General features: G+C 58.1%; 17 protein-coding genes. 6 read left to right on the top strand and 11 right to left on the bottom strand.

Features of this window, described 5'->3' with window-relative positions; genetic code table 11:
* Positions 1-3 precede the first annotated feature (3 nt).
* On the top strand, positions 4-273 hold the full coding sequence (minE, locus tag JLG71_RS10760; RefSeq protein ID WP_002910902.1) for a cell division topological specificity factor MinE: 270 nt from the start codon (positions 4-6) through the stop codon (positions 271-273).
* Positions 274-337: 64 nt separating this feature from the next.
* On the opposite strand, the gene rnd is transcribed toward minE, so the two are convergent.
* The 5 genes from rnd to JLG71_RS10735 all read right to left on the bottom strand — a co-directional run bounded on the left by rnd (position 338) and on the right by JLG71_RS10735 (position 6730).
* Complete coding sequence (gene rnd, locus JLG71_RS10755) at positions 338-1453, bottom strand: ribonuclease D (protein WP_004852003.1); 1116 nt, start codon at positions 1451-1453, stop codon at positions 338-340.
* Between the two features lie 81 nt (positions 1454-1534).
* Complete coding sequence (fadD, locus tag JLG71_RS10750; protein WP_014229806.1) at positions 1535-3220, bottom strand: long-chain-fatty-acid--CoA ligase FadD; 1686 nt, start codon at positions 3218-3220, stop codon at positions 1535-1537.
* A gap of 208 nt (positions 3221-3428) precedes the next feature.
* On the bottom strand, positions 3429-4013 hold the full coding sequence (locus tag JLG71_RS10745; protein ID WP_004852007.1) for a Slp family lipoprotein: 585 nt from the start codon (positions 4011-4013) through the stop codon (positions 3429-3431).
* A 43-nt stretch (positions 4014-4056) separates the two neighbouring features.
* Positions 4057-4752, bottom strand: coding sequence for a tRNA (adenosine(37)-N6)-threonylcarbamoyltransferase complex dimerization subunit type 1 TsaB (tsaB, locus tag JLG71_RS10740; RefSeq protein WP_049079160.1), 696 nt, complete (start codon positions 4750-4752; stop codon positions 4057-4059).
* 67 nt (positions 4753-4819) lie between these two features.
* Entirely contained in the window at positions 4820-6730 is a 1911-nt protein-coding gene (locus JLG71_RS10735; protein WP_187227971.1) for an ATP-dependent DNA helicase, read from the bottom strand.
* Between the two features lie 132 nt (positions 6731-6862).
* Between JLG71_RS10735 and JLG71_RS10730 the strand changes: the two genes are divergently transcribed.
* A complete protein-coding gene (locus JLG71_RS10730; protein WP_004113724.1) occupies positions 6863-7207 on the top strand; it encodes a RidA family protein in 345 nt (114 codons plus the stop codon).
* 171 nt (positions 7208-7378) lie between these two features.
* Here the strand turns inward: JLG71_RS10730 and JLG71_RS10725 are convergent, their stop codons facing one another.
* Genes JLG71_RS10725 through JLG71_RS10705 form a run of 5 tightly spaced genes read right to left on the bottom strand, consistent with a single transcriptional unit; the run spans position 7379 to position 12722 of the window.
* The gene (locus tag JLG71_RS10725) at positions 7379-8518 is read right to left on the bottom strand and encodes an alginate lyase family protein (protein ID WP_014229808.1); all 1140 of its coding nucleotides are present in this window, start codon (positions 8516-8518) and stop codon (positions 7379-7381) included.
* Positions 8519-8525: 7 nt separating this feature from the next.
* On the bottom strand, positions 8526-9620 hold the full coding sequence (locus tag JLG71_RS10720) for an ABC transporter ATP-binding protein (protein WP_014229809.1): 1095 nt from the start codon (positions 9618-9620) through the stop codon (positions 8526-8528).
* 10 nt (positions 9621-9630) lie between these two features.
* Positions 9631-10470, bottom strand: a complete 840-nt coding sequence (locus JLG71_RS10715) for a carbohydrate ABC transporter permease (protein ID WP_200914204.1) — start codon at positions 10468-10470, stop codon at positions 9631-9633.
* 9 nt (positions 10471-10479) lie between these two features.
* Positions 10480-11421, bottom strand: a complete 942-nt coding sequence (locus JLG71_RS10710) for a carbohydrate ABC transporter permease (protein WP_025106147.1) — start codon at positions 11419-11421, stop codon at positions 10480-10482.
* An 11-nt stretch (positions 11422-11432) separates the two neighbouring features.
* Positions 11433-12722: an ABC transporter substrate-binding protein gene (locus JLG71_RS10705; protein WP_025106146.1), complete on the bottom strand. Its 1290-nt coding sequence runs from the start codon at positions 12720-12722 to the stop codon at positions 11433-11435.
* A gap of 525 nt (positions 12723-13247) precedes the next feature.
* Between JLG71_RS10705 and JLG71_RS10700 the strand changes: the two genes are divergently transcribed.
* Both JLG71_RS10700 and JLG71_RS10695 read left to right on the top strand, forming a co-directional pair.
* Positions 13248-14486, top strand: coding sequence for an alginate lyase family protein (locus JLG71_RS10700; protein ID WP_134898290.1), 1239 nt, complete (start codon positions 13248-13250; stop codon positions 14484-14486).
* Complete coding sequence (locus tag JLG71_RS10695; RefSeq protein ID WP_116279947.1) at positions 14486-16498, top strand: heparinase II/III domain-containing protein; 2013 nt, start codon at positions 14486-14488, stop codon at positions 16496-16498. The genes JLG71_RS10700 and JLG71_RS10695 overlap by 1 nt, the downstream gene beginning before the upstream one ends.
* Positions 16499-16512: 14 nt before the next feature.
* Here JLG71_RS10695 and JLG71_RS10690 read toward each other — a convergent pair whose 3' ends face one another.
* Positions 16513-16692: a YoaH family protein gene (locus JLG71_RS10690; RefSeq protein WP_004103292.1), complete on the bottom strand. Its 180-nt coding sequence runs from the start codon at positions 16690-16692 to the stop codon at positions 16513-16515.
* Between the two features lie 90 nt (positions 16693-16782).
* Here JLG71_RS10690 and pabB point away from each other — a divergent pair, with 90 nt between their 5' ends.
* Together pabB and JLG71_RS10680 are read left to right on the top strand one after the other, a co-directional pair.
* On the top strand, positions 16783-18138 hold the full coding sequence (gene pabB / locus JLG71_RS10685; protein ID WP_200914202.1) for an aminodeoxychorismate synthase component 1: 1356 nt from the start codon (positions 16783-16785) through the stop codon (positions 18136-18138).
* A 3-nt stretch (positions 18139-18141) separates the two neighbouring features.
* Complete coding sequence (locus JLG71_RS10680; protein WP_004852034.1) at positions 18142-18720, top strand: CoA pyrophosphatase; 579 nt, start codon at positions 18142-18144, stop codon at positions 18718-18720.
* Positions 18721-18775 lie beyond the last annotated feature (55 nt).

The following is an 18775-nucleotide window of genomic DNA, read 5'->3' as shown; positions in this document are numbered from 1 at the left end:
ATTATGGCATTACTCGACTTTTTTCTCTCGCGGAAAAAGAACACGGCCAACATTGCGAAAGAGCGCCTGCAAATTATCGTCGCGGAGCGCCGCCGCGGCGACGCTGAACCGCACTATCTTCCGCAGCTGCGCAAAGACATTCTCGAAGTGATTTGCAAGTATGTGCAAATCGACCCGGAAATGGTCAGCGTACAGCTGGAGCAGAGGGACGGTGATATTTCGATTCTGGAGCTGAACGTGACCCTGCCGGAAACTGAAGAGTCGAAGTCCTGAGCCTGAAGGTATAAAAAAACCGGCAACGCTGCGCGAAGCCGGTTTTTCACTATGCCGTTCGGCGCTAGCGCGGGTAGTCGCTCAATAGCGCATTCAGGCGATCGGCCATCAATTCTCCGCGCCAGCCGGAAACCAGTTCAGGCTGCCCGTTGCCGTTTTTAAGCCCCCAGTGCCAGTTCAGCAGCTGGTTAATCTGTCTTCTTGAGGCCAGCAGCTCCGCGCTGACGCCCTTCTCGGCGCTCACGGTCTGCACAAGCGCTTTAATATCCTTAAACAGCTTGCGGTAGCCCGGCATGTCGATCAGGTTCTGCAGCGGCTCTGGCAGCGCCTCTTCCGGCAGCGCCTGCGCTTTCTCGACGAGGCCGATCAGCGTCTTGCCGTGGAAACGAATTTCGCTGCCCGAGAGTCCGAGGCTGTCAAGCTCCCCGAGGCTGGTGGGCATATAGCGCGCCACGTTCCACAAATGCTCTTCCCGGATCACAAAGTTGACGGCCAGGTCGCGCTCGCGCGCTTTGCGCAGACGCCACTCCGCCAGCAGCTGCAGGCAGCCCAGCTGACGAGTACGCAGCTGCCAGGCATTACCGATATCGCGCCACGCCTCGGCGGGATCCTGAATCTCCTGACGCCGCTGCTGCATCAGCTGACATTCATCCAGGGCGGCGGAGAGCCAGCCTGCGCTGTCGGTTTCAGCCATCAGCTTTCCGGCAATCGGCAGCAGGTACCAGACGTCGGCGGCAGCATAAATGCACTGGCGTTCGGTCAGCGGGCGCGCCAGCCAGTCGGTGCGGGACTCGCTCTTGTCCAGCGCCACGCCGGTAAACTCTTCCACCATCGACGCAAAGCCCCACGACATCGGGCGGCCGCAAAAAGCGGCGAGAATTTGCGTGTCGATCAGCGGCTGCGGCATCAAATGAAAAGCATTGAGGAATACTTCCAGATCTTCACTGCCGGCGTGCAGAAATTTGGTCACATCTTTATTCAGCAGCAGTTCACGCATCGGTTCCCAGTCGGTGATGACCAGCGGGTCAATCAGCGAAACCTGGCTGCCGTCGAACAGCTGGAGCAGACCGAGCTGCGGGTAGTAGGTACGAGTACGGACAAATTCCGTATCCAGCGCGATGGCGGAAACCGCGCTTGCCGCGTCGCAGACGGCGCGAAGGCCATCGTTGGTGGTGATCATCTGATAGTTCAAATCATACTCTCTTAACTTGCGCCCATAAAAAACGCCGGCTTAGCCGGCGTCTGGCGATTCACTCTTAGCTCAGGCTTTATTGTCTACTTTAGCACGGGCTTCGTCACGCAGTTCTCGACGTAAAATTTTCCCGACGTTGGATTTCGGCAGCTCATCGCGAAACTCCACCAGCTTCGGCACCTTGTAGCCGGTTAGCTGGCGACGGCAGAAAGCGATCAGCATCTCTTCCGTCAGCGCCGGATCTTTCTTGACCACGAAAATCTTCACCGCTTCACCGCTGCTGCCGGACGGCACGCCGACCGCGGCCACTTCCTGAACCCCGGCGTGCTGCATCACCACATCTTCGATTTCATTCGGATAGACGTTGAAGCCCGAGACAAGAATCATATCTTTTTTGCGATCGACGATACGCAGGAAGCCCTCTTCATCCATCACCGCGATATCGCCGGTATGCAGCCAGCCGTCCTTGATAATTTCAGCGGTCGCGTCCGGACGCTGCCAGTAGCCCAGCATCACCTGCGGCCCTTTCACGCACAGCTCTCCCGGTTCTCCCGGCGCGACTTCATTATCGTCATCATCCACCAGCTTCGCTTCGGTGGAGGGCACCGGCAGGCCGATACTGCCGCTGTGATAGTCAATATCGTGCGGATTGACGCTCACCAGCGGCGCGCACTCCGTCAGGCCATAGCCTTCCAGCAGATACTGCCCGGTCAGCTTAACCCAGCGCTCCGCCACCACCTGCTGTACCGGCATTCCGCCGCCGGCGGAGAGATGCAGTGAAGAGAAATCGAGCTGCTGAAACTCTTTGTTATTGAGCAGCGCGTTAAACAGGGTGTTGACCCCGGTCATCGCGGTGAAGGGATATTTCGCCAGCTCTTTGACCAGGCCTGGAATATCGCGCGGATTGGTGATCAGCAGGTTCTGCCCGCCCAGCTCTATAAACAGCAGACAGTTCATGGTCAGGGCAAAAATGTGGTACAGCGGTAGCGCGGTAACAACCAGCTCTTTACCGCGGTGCAGCAGCGGCCCGTAGGTGCCGTTGACCTGCTCAAGGTTCGCCAGCATATTACGATGGGTCAGCATCGCCCCCTTCGCCACGCCGGTGGTCCCGCCGGTGTACTGGAGAAAAGCGAGATCCTGAGAGACGATTTCCGGCTTAATGTACTGCATACGGTAGCCGTGCTGCAGCGCGCTGCGAAACGAGATGGCGTCCGGCAGATGATATTTTGGCACCAGCCGTTTGATGTACTTCACCACAAAGTTAACCAGCGTCCCTTTCGCCGTGGAAAGCTGATCGCCCATGCGGGTTAAGATCACGTGCTTGACCTGGGTTTTATCAACCACCTTTTCCAGGGTATGCGCGAAGTTGGAAACGATCACAATGGCGGCGGCGCCGCTGTCGTTGAGCTGGTGCTCCAGTTCGCGCGGGGTGTAGAGCGGATTAACGTTCACCACGATCATGCCGGCGCGCAGAATACCAAACAGCGCTACCGGATACTGCAGCAGGTTAGGCATCATCAGGGCGACGCGATCGCCTTTTTGCAGGCCTAATCCTTCCTGTAGATAAGCGGCGAACGCCCGACTGCGCTCCTCCAGCTTACGGTAGGTCATCACCTCGCCCATATTGATAAAGGCCGGCTGATCGGCATAGCGGCGGACGGCGTGTTCAAACAGTTCAACCAGGGATTGATAGCGGTCAGGGTTTATCTCCGCAGGAACGTCCGCGGGATAACGGTTTAGCCAAACCTTTTTCACTGCATCACCTCTGAAATAGTTATTCGTCGTCATCACAGCCCCTGATCAACAAACATTTTGTTAACATTATATTAACTCAGCGTACCAGTTTATTAATTAGCCGTTGTACAGGTTGCGAAGCGCGTCACTATTTATTTTTCTTATTTGACTGAAAACGAAGAAACAGCGGACCAGCCGCTGTTTCTTTTTGCTTACAAAGACTACAAAATCATTCGGTTACAACGTTTCTGACTTCGGCAGGACCGGGGTTATACCAGCCCCAGCCGCCGTACCCGTAGCCCCACGGACGCGGGCCGAACATCCACGGGTCCATCATCGGCTGCGGCGGCATGACCACCTGCTGGACTACGTTCCAGCGTTTGTAGCCAGTGGCGTTCATCAGCATGAATTTATACGGCGTATTGCCCACTTTACCGTCGACGACGCCGACGATCGGGCCAACCACGGTAACCAGCTGTCCGCGAAAATCCACCGGGTCGATAAAGCCGTTCACGTCGGCAAAAATACGCCCGCGCGACGCTTCGCCCAGCTCCGGACGCGCGGCGTCGTCAAGCTGAACGGTGGCAATTTCCAGGCGAGTTTTACCCTGCTGATTCTGCACGCTGACGACCTTACCGCCAAAACGCGCTTCCTGACCGACATACAGCTGCGGCGCGTTCATCACGCGGACTAAATCCTGCTGCGGCGTCGGGGTGGTGCCCTTAATGGCATCCGGCACCGAAGCGCACCCGCTCAGCGCAGCAACGACTGCTGCCGCGACTAACCAACGCACTACCCTTTTTTGACCCGCCATGACGCGACTCCTTCCTTCTTCTCAGACATATAGTTACTGAGATTCACTCGCGGCCAGGAAGTTTCTTCCACGCCACTTCATTACGTAAATAAACTGGCTCAGCGTGTTCGACGACCACGGTTTTTCCCGCCGTAAACAGGTGGCAGGCCAGCGGCAGCATATCCTGCGCTTCAGGCAGCTGAATGTCGCCATCGACGAGCGTTAAACCGCAGTCGCGAGCCATATCCGGCCACGCCTGCCAGCCGGTGCCCACGGTGGCCCACTCGCCTTCCAGCCGCTGAAGCCGCTCGCGAACCGCTTCCGGCTTCAGCACCGCCTCGCTCTCTTCGCCGTGCCAGACGCCCTGTTCATCGCGCTGATATTCCGCCCAGTAGACTTCGCCCATTCTGGCGTCGATGGCCGCCAGCACGCGGGTGGCGCCGTTTTTCCGCCACGCGCCCTGCGCCATGGTCGCCAGCGTAGATACGCCGATCATCGGCAGCCCGGCCCCCAGCGCCAGCCCCTGCGCGATACCGATGCCGATACGCACGCCGGTGAAGCTCCCCGGCCCGCGGCCAAAGGCCAGCGCATCAAGCTCGGTCAATAGCGTTCCGCTTTCATTGAGGACATCCTGCACCAGGGGCAGGATACGTTGGGTATGTTCACGGGGGCAGATTTCAAAATGAGCACTGAGGGTGCCATCATTCCACAGCGCCGCGGAGCAGGCCTCCGTGGCGGTATCGATAGCTAAAATTCGCATGGGTTGTCGCGCTCTCGCTCTAGCAGATTGACAAAATGGCGCGCAGCTTACCACATTTTGCGCCGGATTACCTCGCCGGCGGCACCGCAAGAAAACGCACCGCCCGGCGGATATCGCGCGTGCGCGGCGCAGGCGGAAGGCTCGCGAGGAAGACCGCGCCGTAGGGACGCATCACCAGACGGTTGTCGCAGATAACCAGTACCCCGCGATCGTCGATGTCGCGAATCAGGCGCCCCACCCCCTGTTTAAGGGTAATCACCGCGTCCGGTAGCTGGACCTCGTCAAAAGGATCGCCGCCGCGCAGGCGACAATCTTCCATCCGCGCTTTGAGTAGCGGATCGTCCGGCGAGGTGAACGGCAGTTTGTCGATAATCACCAGCGAAAGCGCATCGCCGCGCACGTCCACCCCTTCCCAGAAGCTGCTGGTCGCCACCAGCAGCGCATTTCCGGCGCTGACGAACTGCTGCAAAAGCTGACCTTTGCTGGTTTCTCCCTGCAGGAGCACCGGCAGCGTCATGGTGGCGCGGAACTGTTCCGCCAGATCGCGCATCATGGCGTGCGAGGTGCAGAGCATAAAGCAGCGCCCGTCGTTGGCCTCAATCAGCGGTTTGAGCATCGCCGCCAGATGGCGCGCCGCGCCGGGCTGGTTCGGCAAAGGTAAATTGCGCGGTACGCACAGCAGCGCCTGATGGGCATAATCAAAGGGGCTGGGCAGCAGCAGGGTTTGCGCTTCGCCAATCCCCAGGCGATCGGTAAAGTGGTGCAAATCGTCATTGACCGAGAGCGTCGCCGAGGTAAAAATCCAGCTCCCCGATTTTTGCGCCATCACCTCTTTAAACTTATCCGCCACCGTCAGCGGGGTCAGCGCCAGAGTAAAATTACGCGAAGTGCACTCATACCAGTAGCTAAAGCCGGGCTGGTTGGTCTCTTTAAGCCGCTTCAGGCGGCCGCGGTAGACGGTGGCCCGCTCAAAGGCGGCGTCGAGCAGCGCCGAGCGGCCCAGCGACAGCTTTGCCACGTCGTAACAGAGTTCGAGCGCATCATCAAGCAGCAGCAGCGCGCGCTGAATGTTGTTATCCGCCAGCAGCTCGCGCAGGTTGCCGCGATAGCCGGGTTCCCCCAGCTGCAGGCGAAAATCCTGCGCGCTCTGGGCCAGGCGGTCGGCGCATTTCTGCAGCTGCTGGGTGTCTTTGAGTTCGGTGCGATAAGCAATGGTGATATCTTTCGCCAGGTCCAGCAGCTGGCGGCTGGAGAGCGACTGGCCGAAGTACTGGCTGGCGATGTCCGGTAGCTGATGCGCTTCGTCGAAGATCATCACTTCCGCTTCGGGAATCAGCTCGGCAAATCCGCTCTCTTTGACCACCATATCGGCGAGGAACAGATGGTGGTTGACGACGACCACGTCAGCATCCATCGCCTTTTTCCGCGCCTTCACCACAAAACAGTCTTTATATAACGGGCAGTCGCTGCCGAGGCAGTTATCGTTGGTACTGGTGACCAGCGGCCAGGCCTGGGAATCTTCGGCCACGCTAACGCAGGTGCTGATATCGCCATCGATGGTCTGGTTAGACCACGAGCGCAGCAGAATGACATCGCTGAGGGTTTGTACCGGCAGGTCGCCGCCGGCGAGCGCCTGCTGTTCCAGCCGCTCCAGGCATAGGTAGTTCGAACGCCCTTTCAGCAGGGCCAGCTTACCGGTGTACTTCAGCGCTTTGGCGACAGTGGGTAAATCCCGACTGTAGAGCTGATCCTGTAGCGCTTTCGAGCCGGTGGAGATAATGACTTTCTTATTGGCGCGGAGCGCAGGCGCCAGGTAGGCGTAGGTTTTCCCGGTCCCGGTCCCCGCCTCAACCACCAGCGGACGGGTTTCTTCAATCGCGCTGGCGACGGCGAAAGCCATCTGACGCTGCGGCTCGCGTGGTTTAAATCCCGCAATCGCGCTGGCCAGCTGGCCGTCTGCTGCAAAATCGTCGATCACATTACCCCCTGGTTATTTGGACAGTGATTATGTCAGGGTGGAGTCGTTTTCGCCAGTGCGGGTAGTGACGCAGGTGAAACATTATGGCAGTCTTGCCGCAGCTTAATGAACCGGAACAAAGAGGAAATAAACATGACCATTACGCGTATTGATGCCGAAGCCCGCTGGTCTGATGTGGTGATTCACAACCAGACGCTGTACTACACCGGCGTGCCGTCCAACCTTGATGCCGATGCCTGCGCGCAAACCGCCGATACCCTGGCGCAGATTGACGCCGTGCTGGAGAAACAGGGCAGCAGCAAGTCGCGTATTCTTGATGCGACGATTTTTCTTGCCGACGGCGCAGACTTTGCGGCAATGAACCAGGCCTGGGATGCGTGGGTCGTCGCCGGTCATGCCCCGGTGCGCTGTACGGTGCAGGCGAAGCTGATGAATCCGAAGTACAAAGTCGAGATTAAAATCATCGCCGCCGTGTAAGACAGCCGTGGCCCCGTAGCCCGGGCAAGCGTAGCGCCGCCCGGGAAGAAGCCGCGCCAAAGCCGTTATCCGGCGCATTCCCCGGATAGCGGCGTAAACGCCTTATCCGGGCTACATAGCAGCCAGGCCGATCGGGCACAGCGCCGTCGCGAGGGAAGAAGCATTGTTCTATCAGCCCGGACACCACATCAGCTGTTCCTTCAACTGCAGCGTCTCCTGCGGCACACATTTCAGCGCTTCACGATAGCTGGCAGATTGTTTTGCATAGCCCCGCACTGACTGCAACAGCACGCGCAGCGCGCTATCCCACACGATTCCCTGCAGGTCGCTGTAGGGCCAGAGATCCGGTTCCCGGATAAACGGCACCAGGTAATCAATCCCTTGCTTCACGCCTCGCCCATCGCGGATGGCGTTCCATCGATCGAACTCAACGTGTTCGGCGTAGCGGTTGAGCAGCAGATGCGCCTCCAGATTAAACAGCGAGTAGTGGAACGGAATGGTACGTTCCAGCTCCATCGTCTGCCTGCCGTCCTGGTCAATCTGCGCCGCCATCCGCTGGGTGATCCCCTGCTCGATGATCCGCGCCGCCAGCCCTTTATCGCCATAAAATAGCGCGTTAACCGTCCGCTGAGCGTCGTACCAGGTGCCGTGGTTGTTGTGCCAGACGTACTCAGAGTGGCCGATGTCGCTGTAGTACATCCAGTGGTTAAAGTCGCGGAACCACTGGTGCAGGCCGATGATATCGTCGGTATCAAGCACGCTCGCCGCGTTAATCAAACCGATGGTGTCCACCACCATCCACATTAAGCGGGTATCGATAAGCCCGGTACCGCGACCGGAAACAATCCCCGGGATCGCCTGGCCATAGTTCAGATGCGGGTTCATCCGCGTTTCCGCATCAAGGAACCAGCAGCGGATCTGCGCAGCCGCCGCCTGCGCGTACTGGCGCTGACCGGTGAAGTACCACGCCAGCCCGAGGGTCAGGCACCGTTCGCACATGCGGATAATGCGCGAGGTATCCGTGTCGTTGTTCTCACACTGCGGATTAATATGCCCGTCGCGGCGAATATAGGGCAGCCCGTTGGGCCGCCGCGGGTTTGGCCACCAGTAGGTCCCCAGGCTGTAGTAATCGTGCGCGTCGCCGCTCGCCGGGCGCAGCTTTTTATGTACCACGCTTTCCGGCGCTTCCCGACGCAGGATATCCGCCTCCGATACCAGCTTGCTTAGCGCCAGCTGCAGCGGCGAGAAGGGCTGCTTCAGGCCCGCCCGGGCGTTTTCCAGGCAGGTTTCGTCAAGGGTGTACAGCTTCATCGCCACCTTAATTTCCCTCCCGGCAGGCTATGCGCTGGCCGCTTTGCGCATCGAACAGGTGCACGCCGGCGAGCTTCGGCTGCAGCCAGATCTTATCGCCCTCTTTTACGGCCAGACGCTGTTTGAACACCGATGTAAACGCCCCGCCGCCGGTATCGCAGAAGAGCTGCATATCCGAGCCGGTGTTCTCCACCGCCGTCACCTTCGCCGCCAGCGCATCGTCCCGCGCTTCATGAACCACGTTGACCTGTTCGGGGCGAATGGCGTACACCACCTGCTGGCCGTCGGTGACCCGTAAACCGGCGGGCAAAGCCAGCAGGGAGCCATCTTTCAGACGCAGGCTGGTGGCGCTACCGTTCAAGACCACGACGCCCGGCAGCTGGTTAATCTCCGGCGAGCCGATAAACCCGGCGACAAACAGATTCGCCGGCCGGTCGTACAGTTCCAGCGGGGTCCCCGCCTGCTCTATTCGCCCGTCGCGCAGCACCACAATCATCTGCCCCATGGTCATGGCTTCAATCTGATCGTGGGTGACGTACACCGAGGTGGTTTTCAGCCGACGATGCAGTTCGCGGATCTCACCGCGTACCTGGGTTCGCAGCTTGGCGTCAAGGTTGGAGAGCGGTTCATCGAACAAGAACACCTGCGGCTTACGCACGATCGCCCGCCCCATCGCCACGCGCTGGCGCTGGCCGCCGGAGAGATCTTTGGGCAGGCGCTCCAGCAGCGGCTCCAGCCCGAGTAGCGCCGCCGCTTCATTCACCTTCTGGCTGATTTCCGCTTTCGGCAGCTTAGCCATCTTCAGGGCAAAGCCCATATTTTCACGCACCGTCATCTGCGGGTAGAGCGCATAGCTCTGGAACACCATCGCAATGTCGCGCAGCTTCGGCTCCACCTCGGTGACGTTACGCTCGTTGATATGCACTTCGCCGCCGGAGATCTCCTCCAGCCCGGCAATCATGCGCAGCAGCGTGGATTTGCCGCAGCCGCTGGGGCCAACGAGGACGCAGAACTCGCCGTCCGGAATCGTCAGCGACACATCTTTAATGACGTGGGCATCCCCGTATGATTTGCGCACGCTATTTAATACAACCGATCCCATCGTTAACCCCTTATCCTTTGACCGCGCCGGACATAATCCCGCGATTGAAATGTTTTTGCAGACCCAGATAGACGATGATGCTGGGCAGCATCGCCAGCAGCGTAATGGCGATAAAAATGTTCGGCGTGATACTCTCATCGGTACGCAGCGTGCCGAGGATCACCGGAATGGTATTCAGGCTGTCCTGGTTGACCACAATCAGCGGCAGCAGGTACTGGTCCCAAATCATAATAAAGCCGAAGGTCACCACCGTGCCGAGCGCCGGTTTTACCAGCGGCAGAATGACGTGGAAGAAAATCTGCCATTCGTTCGCGCCGTCAATCCGCGCCGCCTCCTCCAGCTCTTTCGGTATCGCTGACATAAATTCGGTCAGGACAAAGATGGAGAACGCCCAGCCGACGACCGGTAAAATCATTCCGAGATAGCTGTTGTAGAGCGAGGCGTCGATCAGCGGCAGCCGCCAGTTGATAATCATGTACAGCGGAATGGCGATGACCTCTTCCGGCAGCATCATGGTGGACAAAATCACCAGGCTCACCAGCGCTACGCCGCGAAACTTCTTCCGCGCCAGGGCGTACGCCGCCAGCGCGCTGACCGACACCTGCAGAATGGTGCCGAAGAACACCACCAGAATGGAGTTCAGCAGATACTGCCAGACGCCGATATCCATCCACGCGAAGATGAAGTTTTCCAACGAGAACTGATGCGGCCAGGCCAGCAGCTCGCCCGGCTTCACCGGCGCGCCGCTGAATGCCGTGGCGACGATGCCCCAGAACGGCCCGACAAAGACAATCAGCAGCAGCGCGTAGATGCACCAGCGCCCTGCTGTATCCCAACGTTTGCTTAACATCGCGGCTCCTTAGTAACGGGCGATACGTTTTTTCAGCGTCAGATGACAGAGGGTTAAGATAACCGTGAAGGTGAACAGCAGGAACGACACCGCCGAAGCGTAGCCATAGTCAAACTGCTCAAAGCCCAGCTTGTAGATGTGGGTCATGACCATTTCCGTGGCGTTAGAAGGTCCCCCGCCGGTGGTGGCGTACACCTCGGCAAACACGCGGAAACCACGAATGAAGGAGAGCATCAGTACCACCGAGAGCGCCGGGATCATGCCGGGCAGCGTGACGTAGCGCAGGCGGTTCCACCAGCTGGCGCCGTCGACGTTCGCCGCATCGTATAAATCGCGGCTGATTCCCGCCAGGCCGGCAATAAAGATCACCATGTTGTAGGGCACCGCTTTCCAGATATGCAGCAGCATGATGACGCCCAGCGCCTGATCGGAGCTGGCAAGAAAGCCCTGGTCGGCGACGCCAAACCAGCTGAGGATGTGGTTAACCACGCCGTTGGGCGTCGGGTTAAACAAAATGCGCCACATTTCGGCGACGATCGCCGCGCTGGTAACCGCCGGTAAAAAGATGGCGGTTCGAATAAAGCGCAGATGGCGCGCCGGGCCTTCCAGCAGCATGGCGAGGAAAAACGCCAGGATAGCCGCGGCGAACATCGTTACCACCACGTAAAGCAGGGTATTCACCACCGCCGCGTGCAGCTCTGCGTCGGCAAAAGCGCGGGTGAAGTTATCGAGCCCCACCCACTCGTTGGGCTGATTAAAGTTAACCTTGTAAAAGCTCATCACCAGACCCTGAATCATCGGGATAAACTTAAACCAGCTAAAAATAATCAGCGCAGGCGCTAAAAACAGCCACGGGATCAGCGCCCGCTTACGCTTTGCGCTCAGCCATCCGGTCGAGTCAGGCGAAGCGGCCTGCTTTATCGGCGAGGACTTCGTCTCATGCAGCGTCATAACCTATGTCCTCAGTTAGCCAGCACATTTTGTTTTTTCAGCTCAGCGTTCACCTTGCCGTCGAGCGTCTTCAGCTCGCCGGGAATATCGCTGCCGCAGTCGGCAAAAATCCGGTTAAAACCGTCGGCAACCACCTGGCGCACCGGCGTCCAGTTGGGAATTTGCGGCACGTAGCGTCCCTGTTCATTGTAAAGTCTGGCGAAAGTTTCCCAGCGCGCGTCCTGATACACGGCTTTGACGTCGACGTTCTTATTCACCGGCAGACGCACTACCGGAATATGCTGGCTGCCTTTACCCATGCCGATCTCCTGGCCTTCCGCAGAGATCATAAATTCGATAAATTTTCGCGCCGCCTCTTTCTGTATGCTGCTCTTCATCATAAAGACCGTGGTGCCCTCGGCGAGGGTGGCTTCGCCTTTCGGCCCCGCCACCGGGATCACTTCGAAGTTGTCTTTACCGGGGTCTTTATCGAACAGCGCGATATGGTACGGCCCGCTGAAGAACATGCCGCTTTGCCCGGAGCGGAAGGAGGGAATAACGTCGGCGGTGGTGGCGTTAATCGCGCCCGGCTGGGTGACTTTGTCGCACATCATGGTGCGCATAAAGGTCATCGCCTGAGCCACTTCCGGCGTATTGAGCGAAGCGCTGAATTTTCCGTTCTCTTCTTTAACGAAATCACCACCCGCCTGCCAGATAAAGCTGCTCATAAACCAGCTGGCGTAGCCGCGCGTCGTGGAAGCGGGAACGATAAAGCCGTAGGTATCATTTTTGCCGTTACCATCGGGATCCTGAGTGGTGAAGGCTTTCGCCAGCGTCTGGATATCATCCCAGCTCTTAGGCTGCGGCAGCCCCAGTTTTTCACGCCAGTCTTTACGCACGAAGAGCGCGAAAGTTTGCGCCGAGGTCGGCACGCCGTAATACTTACCGTCGATATAGCGGGTACTCTTCCATGCCGTCTGGAATAGCTGGTCGCCGCCCGCGATCGCCTGCGGGTCAATTTCTTCGGCAATACCCAGCTGGATGAACTGCCCCAGCGACGCCGCATCGTTAAAAATCAAATCGGGTAAGGCGTTGCCCGCCGTGGCGCGCGCCAGCCGCTGTTCAAAGTCGGTGGTGGCGTTGAAATACGCGATTTTGATACCGGTTTTTTCTTCAAATTTTTCCGCCTCCTGTTTGTAGATATTCTTCGAGTCATTGCTGGCGCGGATCCAGACGTTGAGAGTGGTGGCGGCGTAACTTTGACTAACGCCGAGCCCGAGTGCGGTGAGAAGTAACAGTGAACGTAATTTACAGGCAGACATGATGGCATATCCTTTATTGTAGGGCACAAAGGTAATTAAATTCTCAATTAATACACGTAAAAGAATTTGAATATCGCTCAGGCGTTAATACAGCTGGCGCAAGAATTATTTCCATTCATTAGATAGAAATGTATTTCCCAATACAACCGTATAAAAAAGAAATTGCGTTTCAAAAACAAGAAAATTGAGACAGATCACACAGAGAAGTGACAAAAAAAGTGACAAAAAATAAATAATCATATAAATCAATTGATTATAATTTTACTAATTTTGTTAAAAGATTCAAAAAATAGAGAAAAACGGCAAAAAACGTGATGTACACTGCATTAAAAGCGTCATTATTTATCCAAAACGTTAAACTTGAAGGACATCACAAAAAAAATCACTTTGTCTTTTACACTGCTCGCCATCGAATATTTAAATATATTGTTTTTAATTACACCGCCTGTTTCACGCGTTCTTTAAATACGCATCAGGTATAATTCTGTTGTTATCTTTTCTCATATTTGCAGAAGGGTTATCACGATGAACTCAATACCTCGCCGAGGTTTGTTAGGCATTGCGCTGTTTTGTTCCGGCCTGAGCGCCGCCTCGTATGCCGCCGAGCCGTACACGCTAGACGGAAAGGATTTAGCCTTTAGCCGGCAGCAGATCGCCGCGAAAGATCCGCTATTTGTTCAGGCGCAAGCGGCGCTGCTAAAAAAAGCCGATCTGGCGCTCAATCATCCGCTGTTCTCGGTGATGGATAAAACGCTGGTCGCCGCCAGCGGCAATAAGCACGACTACTACAGCTTTCCGCCTTACTGGTGGCCGAATCCCGATACCAAAGACGGGCTTCCTTATATTCGCAAAGATGGGCAAACCAACCCTGACGCCAATAGCGACGCCACCGATAAGAACCGGCTGGTGAAGATGAGTAACGACGTGTCAACGCTGGCGCTGGCGTGGTACTTCTCTCACGACGATCGCTACGCGCAAAAGGCGGCGGCGCAGTTAAAGACCTGGTTCCTCGATCCCAAAACGCGCATGACCCCCAACCTGCAGCATGCCCAGGCCATTCCCGGCATCAATACCGGACGCGGTATCGGCATTATTGATAGCCGCGCGCTGGTTGACGTCGTTGACGCCATCGCCCTGCTGCAATCCTCCGATGCGCTGAGCGAAAACGACGTTAGCGCATTGAAGCAGTGGTTTGGTGACTATTATCACTGGATGACCACCAGCCAGAACGGCTTTGAAGAAGAGAACTGGCATAACAATCACGGCAGCTATTTCGATATGCAGGCCGCCGCCTTCGCCCTGTTCAGCGGGAAAATCGACGAGGCGAAAAAGCGCCTGTACATCACCCAGCTGCGGCGTATTGCGGGACAATTTGATATTGAAGGCCGCCAGATGGCCGAACTGGAGCGCACGCGCCCGTGGCACTACAGCAATTTTAACCTTGAAGCCTACAACCGCCTGGGAAGGCTCGGCGAGAAGGCGGGCGTCGATATCTGGAACTTCACCCTCGACGACCATAGCCTGCGCAAAGGCTATCAGTACATCGCCGGGTTTATTAACAGCGATACGCCGTGGCTCTGGAAGGACCTGGATAAAATGGATGACAAGAAAGCGCTGCGCAATATCGCCACCGCCGCGCACGCCTGGCCGGAAGATTCGCTGTTCCGTGACAAAGCGCAGTGGCTGCGGGCGAAATACCCCGACGATATCACTACGCTCATCGCCCCGCTTTCCGCATCGTCAGAGGTCAGGGATAACCGCTAATGAAACAATTCTCCGGGCTCTGGCCCGACATTGTCGGACGTGCAGCCGCGAATAGCGGACTGCTTGAACGGCTGGTGAAGGATGCTCAGCCGGTATTAGATGCAGCGGTTCGCATTCCGCAGTCAGGGATCGCCAGCTGGAATCTCTACTACTTTTGTCCGCACCACGGCGTGCGCCTGGCGTGGCGGGCGGATACGCCCCACCAGCATGCCTGCCCGGTCGATGGGGAAATATTTAGCGGTGAACCGTGGGATGGCGCATGGTGGCGCGAGATGAATGGCCGTAACGCCAGCGCCTGTCAGCAGCTTGGCCTGTTATGGCGGCTGACCGGCGAAACGGCGTATCGCGATAAAGTTCGCACGCTGCTGATGGGCTACGCGGATGTCTATCCCGGCTATGAGATCCACGGCGATATTCCCAACAACGGACCGGGCAAGATGAACGCCCAGACGCTGTGCGAAGCCAACTGCATTCTGGAAATGGCGCTGGGTTATGACTTCATTCGCGACAGCCTGGCGCCCGGCGAGCAGCGGCACATCAGTGAAAACCTGCTGCGCTGCGCGGCAGCGTTTTTGCGCGACCATCGTAGCCCGCAGATCCATAACCATGAGGTTAAAATCAGCGCGGCGCTTGGCGTACTGGGTTTCATCCTCGAAGATGAGACGCTGCTGGAGTTTGCCGTGAACCAACCGTACGGCCTGCGCTGGCAGCTGGAAAATGGCCTGCTGGCGGAGGGGCTATGGTTTGAAGGCTCCATTCACTATCACTACTACGCGCTGCAGGGGTTTCTGGCCTTTGAGAAGCTGGCGCGCGGCACCCGCTGGAGCCTGCTGGACGGCCCGTGGTATCAGGCGATGCTGACGTTCCCGCTGTCGCTGCTGCTGCCGGACGGCACCTTCCCGCGGCTTAATGACTGCCTCGCCGGGCAGGAGAAGCTCAATCATCAGGATCTTTACGAGTTCGCCTGGTTTATCTGGCGTGACCCGCAGTACGCCGCGGTGCTGCAGTTTACCGAAACGACGCCCGACGAGCGTGAAACCTTACTGTGGCGCGAACGCCCCCTGCCGGAAACGCCCCTGCCGCTGATCCCGCAGCAGTCGCTGTTTGCGCCCGGCGCCGGCCTGACGTTATGGCGGCGACCGCAGCAGGCGCTGCTGATTAAGCACAGCCCCTGGGGCGGCGAGCACGACCATTACGACAGGCTGGGGCTGATGCTCTGGCATCGCGACGGCTGGCTGCTCACGGATATGGGCACCACCGGCTACGGTGCGAAAATGCACTATGACTATTATAAAAACAGCGCCACCCATAATACGCTTTCGGTCAATCAGACCAACCAGCCTCCGGCCAATCCGCAGGTGCTAGGCTGGCATATGGATAGCGACTCTCTGTGGCTGGATAGCGAGGTTGACTGGGGAAAGCCGCCGCCGGAGCTCAACAGCCATAGCCGCGTCGAGTGGGACGCGGCGGCCTGGCGAGGCGTGCGCTTTCGCCGTCGCCTGCTGTGGCTTGAAGAGGTACTGATCGATCTCTCTACCGTGGAAAATCCGCATCGCCAGCAGCTTGACTGGACACTGCACCTGGCGGCGCGGGCGCTGGACCAGAGCGGTACGCCGCAGCCTTTTTCGCTTAGCGGACCGCTGCGGCACATGGCCAATGCCACCATGACCCCGCTGAACGGCTGCCAGCCGCGCCACTTTGCGCGCGACAAAGACACCGTTGCGCTCTGGCTTTCCGGCGATGGTGAACTCTGGCAAGGGCTGGCGCCCGATAACCCGGCGATTCGCGATCTCAGCTATCTGGTGATGCGCAATCACCTGCCGCAGGCGCGTTTCGTCTGCCTGTGGGATTTCGCTAACCGCGCGCCGCTGACGGAGGTGAATGTGCATCATACGCCAGCCGGTACGCACATTACCTTCTGGCGCGGCGATCGCGTAACGCACGTGACGCTGTACGACGATCCCGGGAAACGACCTGATGCGATCCTTCCGCTCCCGGAAAGCGGCATCTGATCGCAACGGGGGATTTACTCGTCTTCATCCTCAAAGCGCGCCACAATCCGATCCCCGGTATGCGAGGCGCGCAGTTCATCCGCCACTAAAGCAATCGCCTGGCCGCTGCTCATGCCCTGCGACATCAACTCCTGAATTCGTTCCACTGCTTTTTGCTGCTGCTCGTGGCTCAGCGAAGGTAAACCTGCAAACATGACTGACTCCTGCTACATTGTGGGGCGTAATTATTTCACGCCGTCCGCGCGTATACCAGCGGACGGTAACGATCAGGATTGAAGAAGACGATGTTGTCCCCCGCAATGATTTCCCTGCCCTGGCGTCCGGATGCCGCTGAATACTATTTTAGCCCGTTGAGTTCCCAGCCCTGGGCGATGCTGCTGCATTCCGGTTTTGCCGAACATGCGCATAACCGTTTTGACATCATTGTCGCCCAGCCGCGCGCCACGCTGGTGACTCACGGTCAACTGACCACCCTACGCGAAGGGGAAACCGTCTCAACCTCCGCCGCCGATCCGCTTACGCTGGTGCATCAGCAGCTGGCGCAATGTAACCTGCAGCCGCAGCCTCATCCGCATCTGCCGTTTCTCGGCGGCGCGCTGGGACTGTTCGGCTACGATTTGGGTCGTCGTTTTGAACATCTGCCGGCGCGGGCCGACGCGGATATCGAACTGCCGGATATGGCGGTAGGTATTTATGACTGGGCGTTAATCGTCGATCATCATCGCCGGGAGGTGTCGTTATTCAGCTATGACGATCCGCAGGCGCGCCTGGCGTGGCTGGAAGCACAGACAGCGCCTGTCGCTGCAACCTTTACCCTGACCTCAGCGTGGCGCGCTAATATGAGCCGCGAGGAGTATGGCGAGAAGTTCCGCCAGATTCAGGCTTATCTGCACAGCGGCGACTGCTATCAGGTCAACCTGGCGCAGCGGTTTACGGCGAGCTATCGCGGGGATGAGTGGCAGGCCTTCCGTCAGCTTAACCGCGCCAATCGCGCGCCGTTCAGCGCCTTTATTCGCCTGGATGAAGGGACTGTATTAAGCCTGTCGCCCGAGCGTTTTATTCAGCTCCGGCAAGGCGACATTCAGACCCGGCCCATTAAGGGGACATTACCCAGGCTGACCGACCCTGAGCAGGACGCGCTGCAGGCGCAAAAGCTGGCGAACTCGCCAAAAGACCGCGCCGAAAATCTGATGATCGTCGATTTAATGCGTAACGATATTGGCCGGGTTGCGGTACCCGGTAGCGTTCGCGTTCCTGAGCTGTTTGTGGTGGAGCCCTTCCCCGCCGTGCATCATCTGGTGAGCACCGTCACCGCCAGGCTGCCCGCTCATCTGCACGCCGCCGACCTGCTGCGCGCGGCCTTTCCCGGCGGCTCAATCACCGGCGCACCGAAGGTCAGAGCGATGGAGATCATCGATGAACTGGAACCGCAGCGGCGCAACGCGTGGTGCGGCAGCATCGGCTATCTCAGCTTCTGCGGCAACATGGATACCAGTATCACTATCCGTACGCTGACGGCCTGGCAGGGACACCTCTACTGCTCCGCCGGCGGCGGAATTGTGGCCGATAGCGAAGAGTCAGCGGAATATCAGGAAACTTTTGATAAAGTTAATCGTATCCTGCATCAACTGGAGAGCTAGAACATGGCGGACAGCGCCCTCGAACTTGACGATTTCCTCTCACGTTTTCAGCTTCTGCGTCCGCAGCCCACGCGCCACGCGCTCAACCAGCGCCAGGCCGCTGTGCTGGTACCGATAGTTCGCCGCCCGCAGCCGGGGCTGCTGCTGACCCAGCGTTCGCCGCTGATGCGCAAGCATGCGGGTCAGGTGGCCTTCCCAGGCGGCGCGGTAGATAACAGCGATGCAACGCTAATCGCCGCCGCGCTGCGTGAAGCGCAGGAAGAAGTGGCGATCCCGCCGGAGTCGGTTGAGGTGATTGGCGTTCTGCCGCCGGTCGATAGCGTGACCGGCTTTCAGGTTACTCCGGTGGTAGGGATTATCCCACCCAATTTGCACTATCACGCCAGCCAGGATGAAGTGGCCGCGGTCTTCGAAATGCCGCTGGCCGAAGCGCTGCGCCTGGGGCGCTACCATCCGCTGGATATCCATCGCCGCGGCAATTCGCATCGCGTCTGGCTCTCCTGGTACCAGCATTATTTTGTCTGGGGAATGACCGCCGGCATTATTCGCGAGCTGGCGCTACAGATAGGCGCCCGTCCTTAGCTATACTCAAACTGAGACGGCGTTCTCAGCATTAGTAAATCCGGGGTTATGCATT

Origin of the sequence: Klebsiella michiganensis (assembly GCF_015139575.1) — a bacterium.
Lineage (GTDB): Bacteria > Pseudomonadota > Gammaproteobacteria > Enterobacterales > Enterobacteriaceae > Klebsiella > Klebsiella michiganensis.
Note: the sequence above shows the minus strand (reverse complement) of the source record. Positions and strands in the feature narration are given on the sequence as shown.

Excerpts from the sequence above, each read along its gene's own strand:
- minE (WP_002910902.1), top strand. The coding sequence starts at position 4 with ATGGCATTACTCGACTTTTTTCTCTCGCGGAAAAAGAACACGGCCAAC.
- rnd (WP_004852003.1), bottom strand. The coding sequence starts at position 1,453 with ATGATCACCACCAACGATGGCCTTCGCGCCGTCTGCGACGCGGCAAGC.
- JLG71_RS10745 (WP_004852007.1), bottom strand. The coding sequence starts at position 4,013 with ATGGCGGGTCAAAAAAGGGTAGTGCGTTGGTTAGTCGCGGCAGCAGTC.
- tsaB (WP_049079160.1), bottom strand. The coding sequence starts at position 4,752 with ATGCGAATTTTAGCTATCGATACCGCCACGGAGGCCTGCTCCGCGGCG.
- JLG71_RS10730 (WP_004113724.1), top strand. The coding sequence starts at position 6,863 with ATGACCATTACGCGTATTGATGCCGAAGCCCGCTGGTCTGATGTGGTG.
- JLG71_RS10725 (WP_014229808.1), bottom strand. The coding sequence starts at position 8,518 with ATGAAGCTGTACACCCTTGACGAAACCTGCCTGGAAAACGCCCGGGCG.
- JLG71_RS10720 (WP_014229809.1), bottom strand. The coding sequence starts at position 9,620 with ATGGGATCGGTTGTATTAAATAGCGTGCGCAAATCATACGGGGATGCC.
- JLG71_RS10715 (WP_200914204.1), bottom strand. The coding sequence starts at position 10,470 with ATGTTAAGCAAACGTTGGGATACAGCAGGGCGCTGGTGCATCTACGCG.
- JLG71_RS10710 (WP_025106147.1), bottom strand. The coding sequence starts at position 11,421 with ATGACGCTGCATGAGACGAAGTCCTCGCCGATAAAGCAGGCCGCTTCG.
- JLG71_RS10705 (WP_025106146.1), bottom strand. The coding sequence starts at position 12,722 with ATGTCTGCCTGTAAATTACGTTCACTGTTACTTCTCACCGCACTCGGG.
- JLG71_RS10700 (WP_134898290.1), top strand. The coding sequence starts at position 13,248 with ATGAACTCAATACCTCGCCGAGGTTTGTTAGGCATTGCGCTGTTTTGT.
- JLG71_RS10695 (WP_116279947.1), top strand. The coding sequence starts at position 14,486 with ATGAAACAATTCTCCGGGCTCTGGCCCGACATTGTCGGACGTGCAGCC.
- JLG71_RS10690 (WP_004103292.1), bottom strand. The coding sequence starts at position 16,692 with ATGTTTGCAGGTTTACCTTCGCTGAGCCACGAGCAGCAGCAAAAAGCA.
- pabB (WP_200914202.1), top strand. The coding sequence starts at position 16,783 with ATGTTGTCCCCCGCAATGATTTCCCTGCCCTGGCGTCCGGATGCCGCT.
- JLG71_RS10680 (WP_004852034.1), top strand. The coding sequence starts at position 18,142 with ATGGCGGACAGCGCCCTCGAACTTGACGATTTCCTCTCACGTTTTCAG.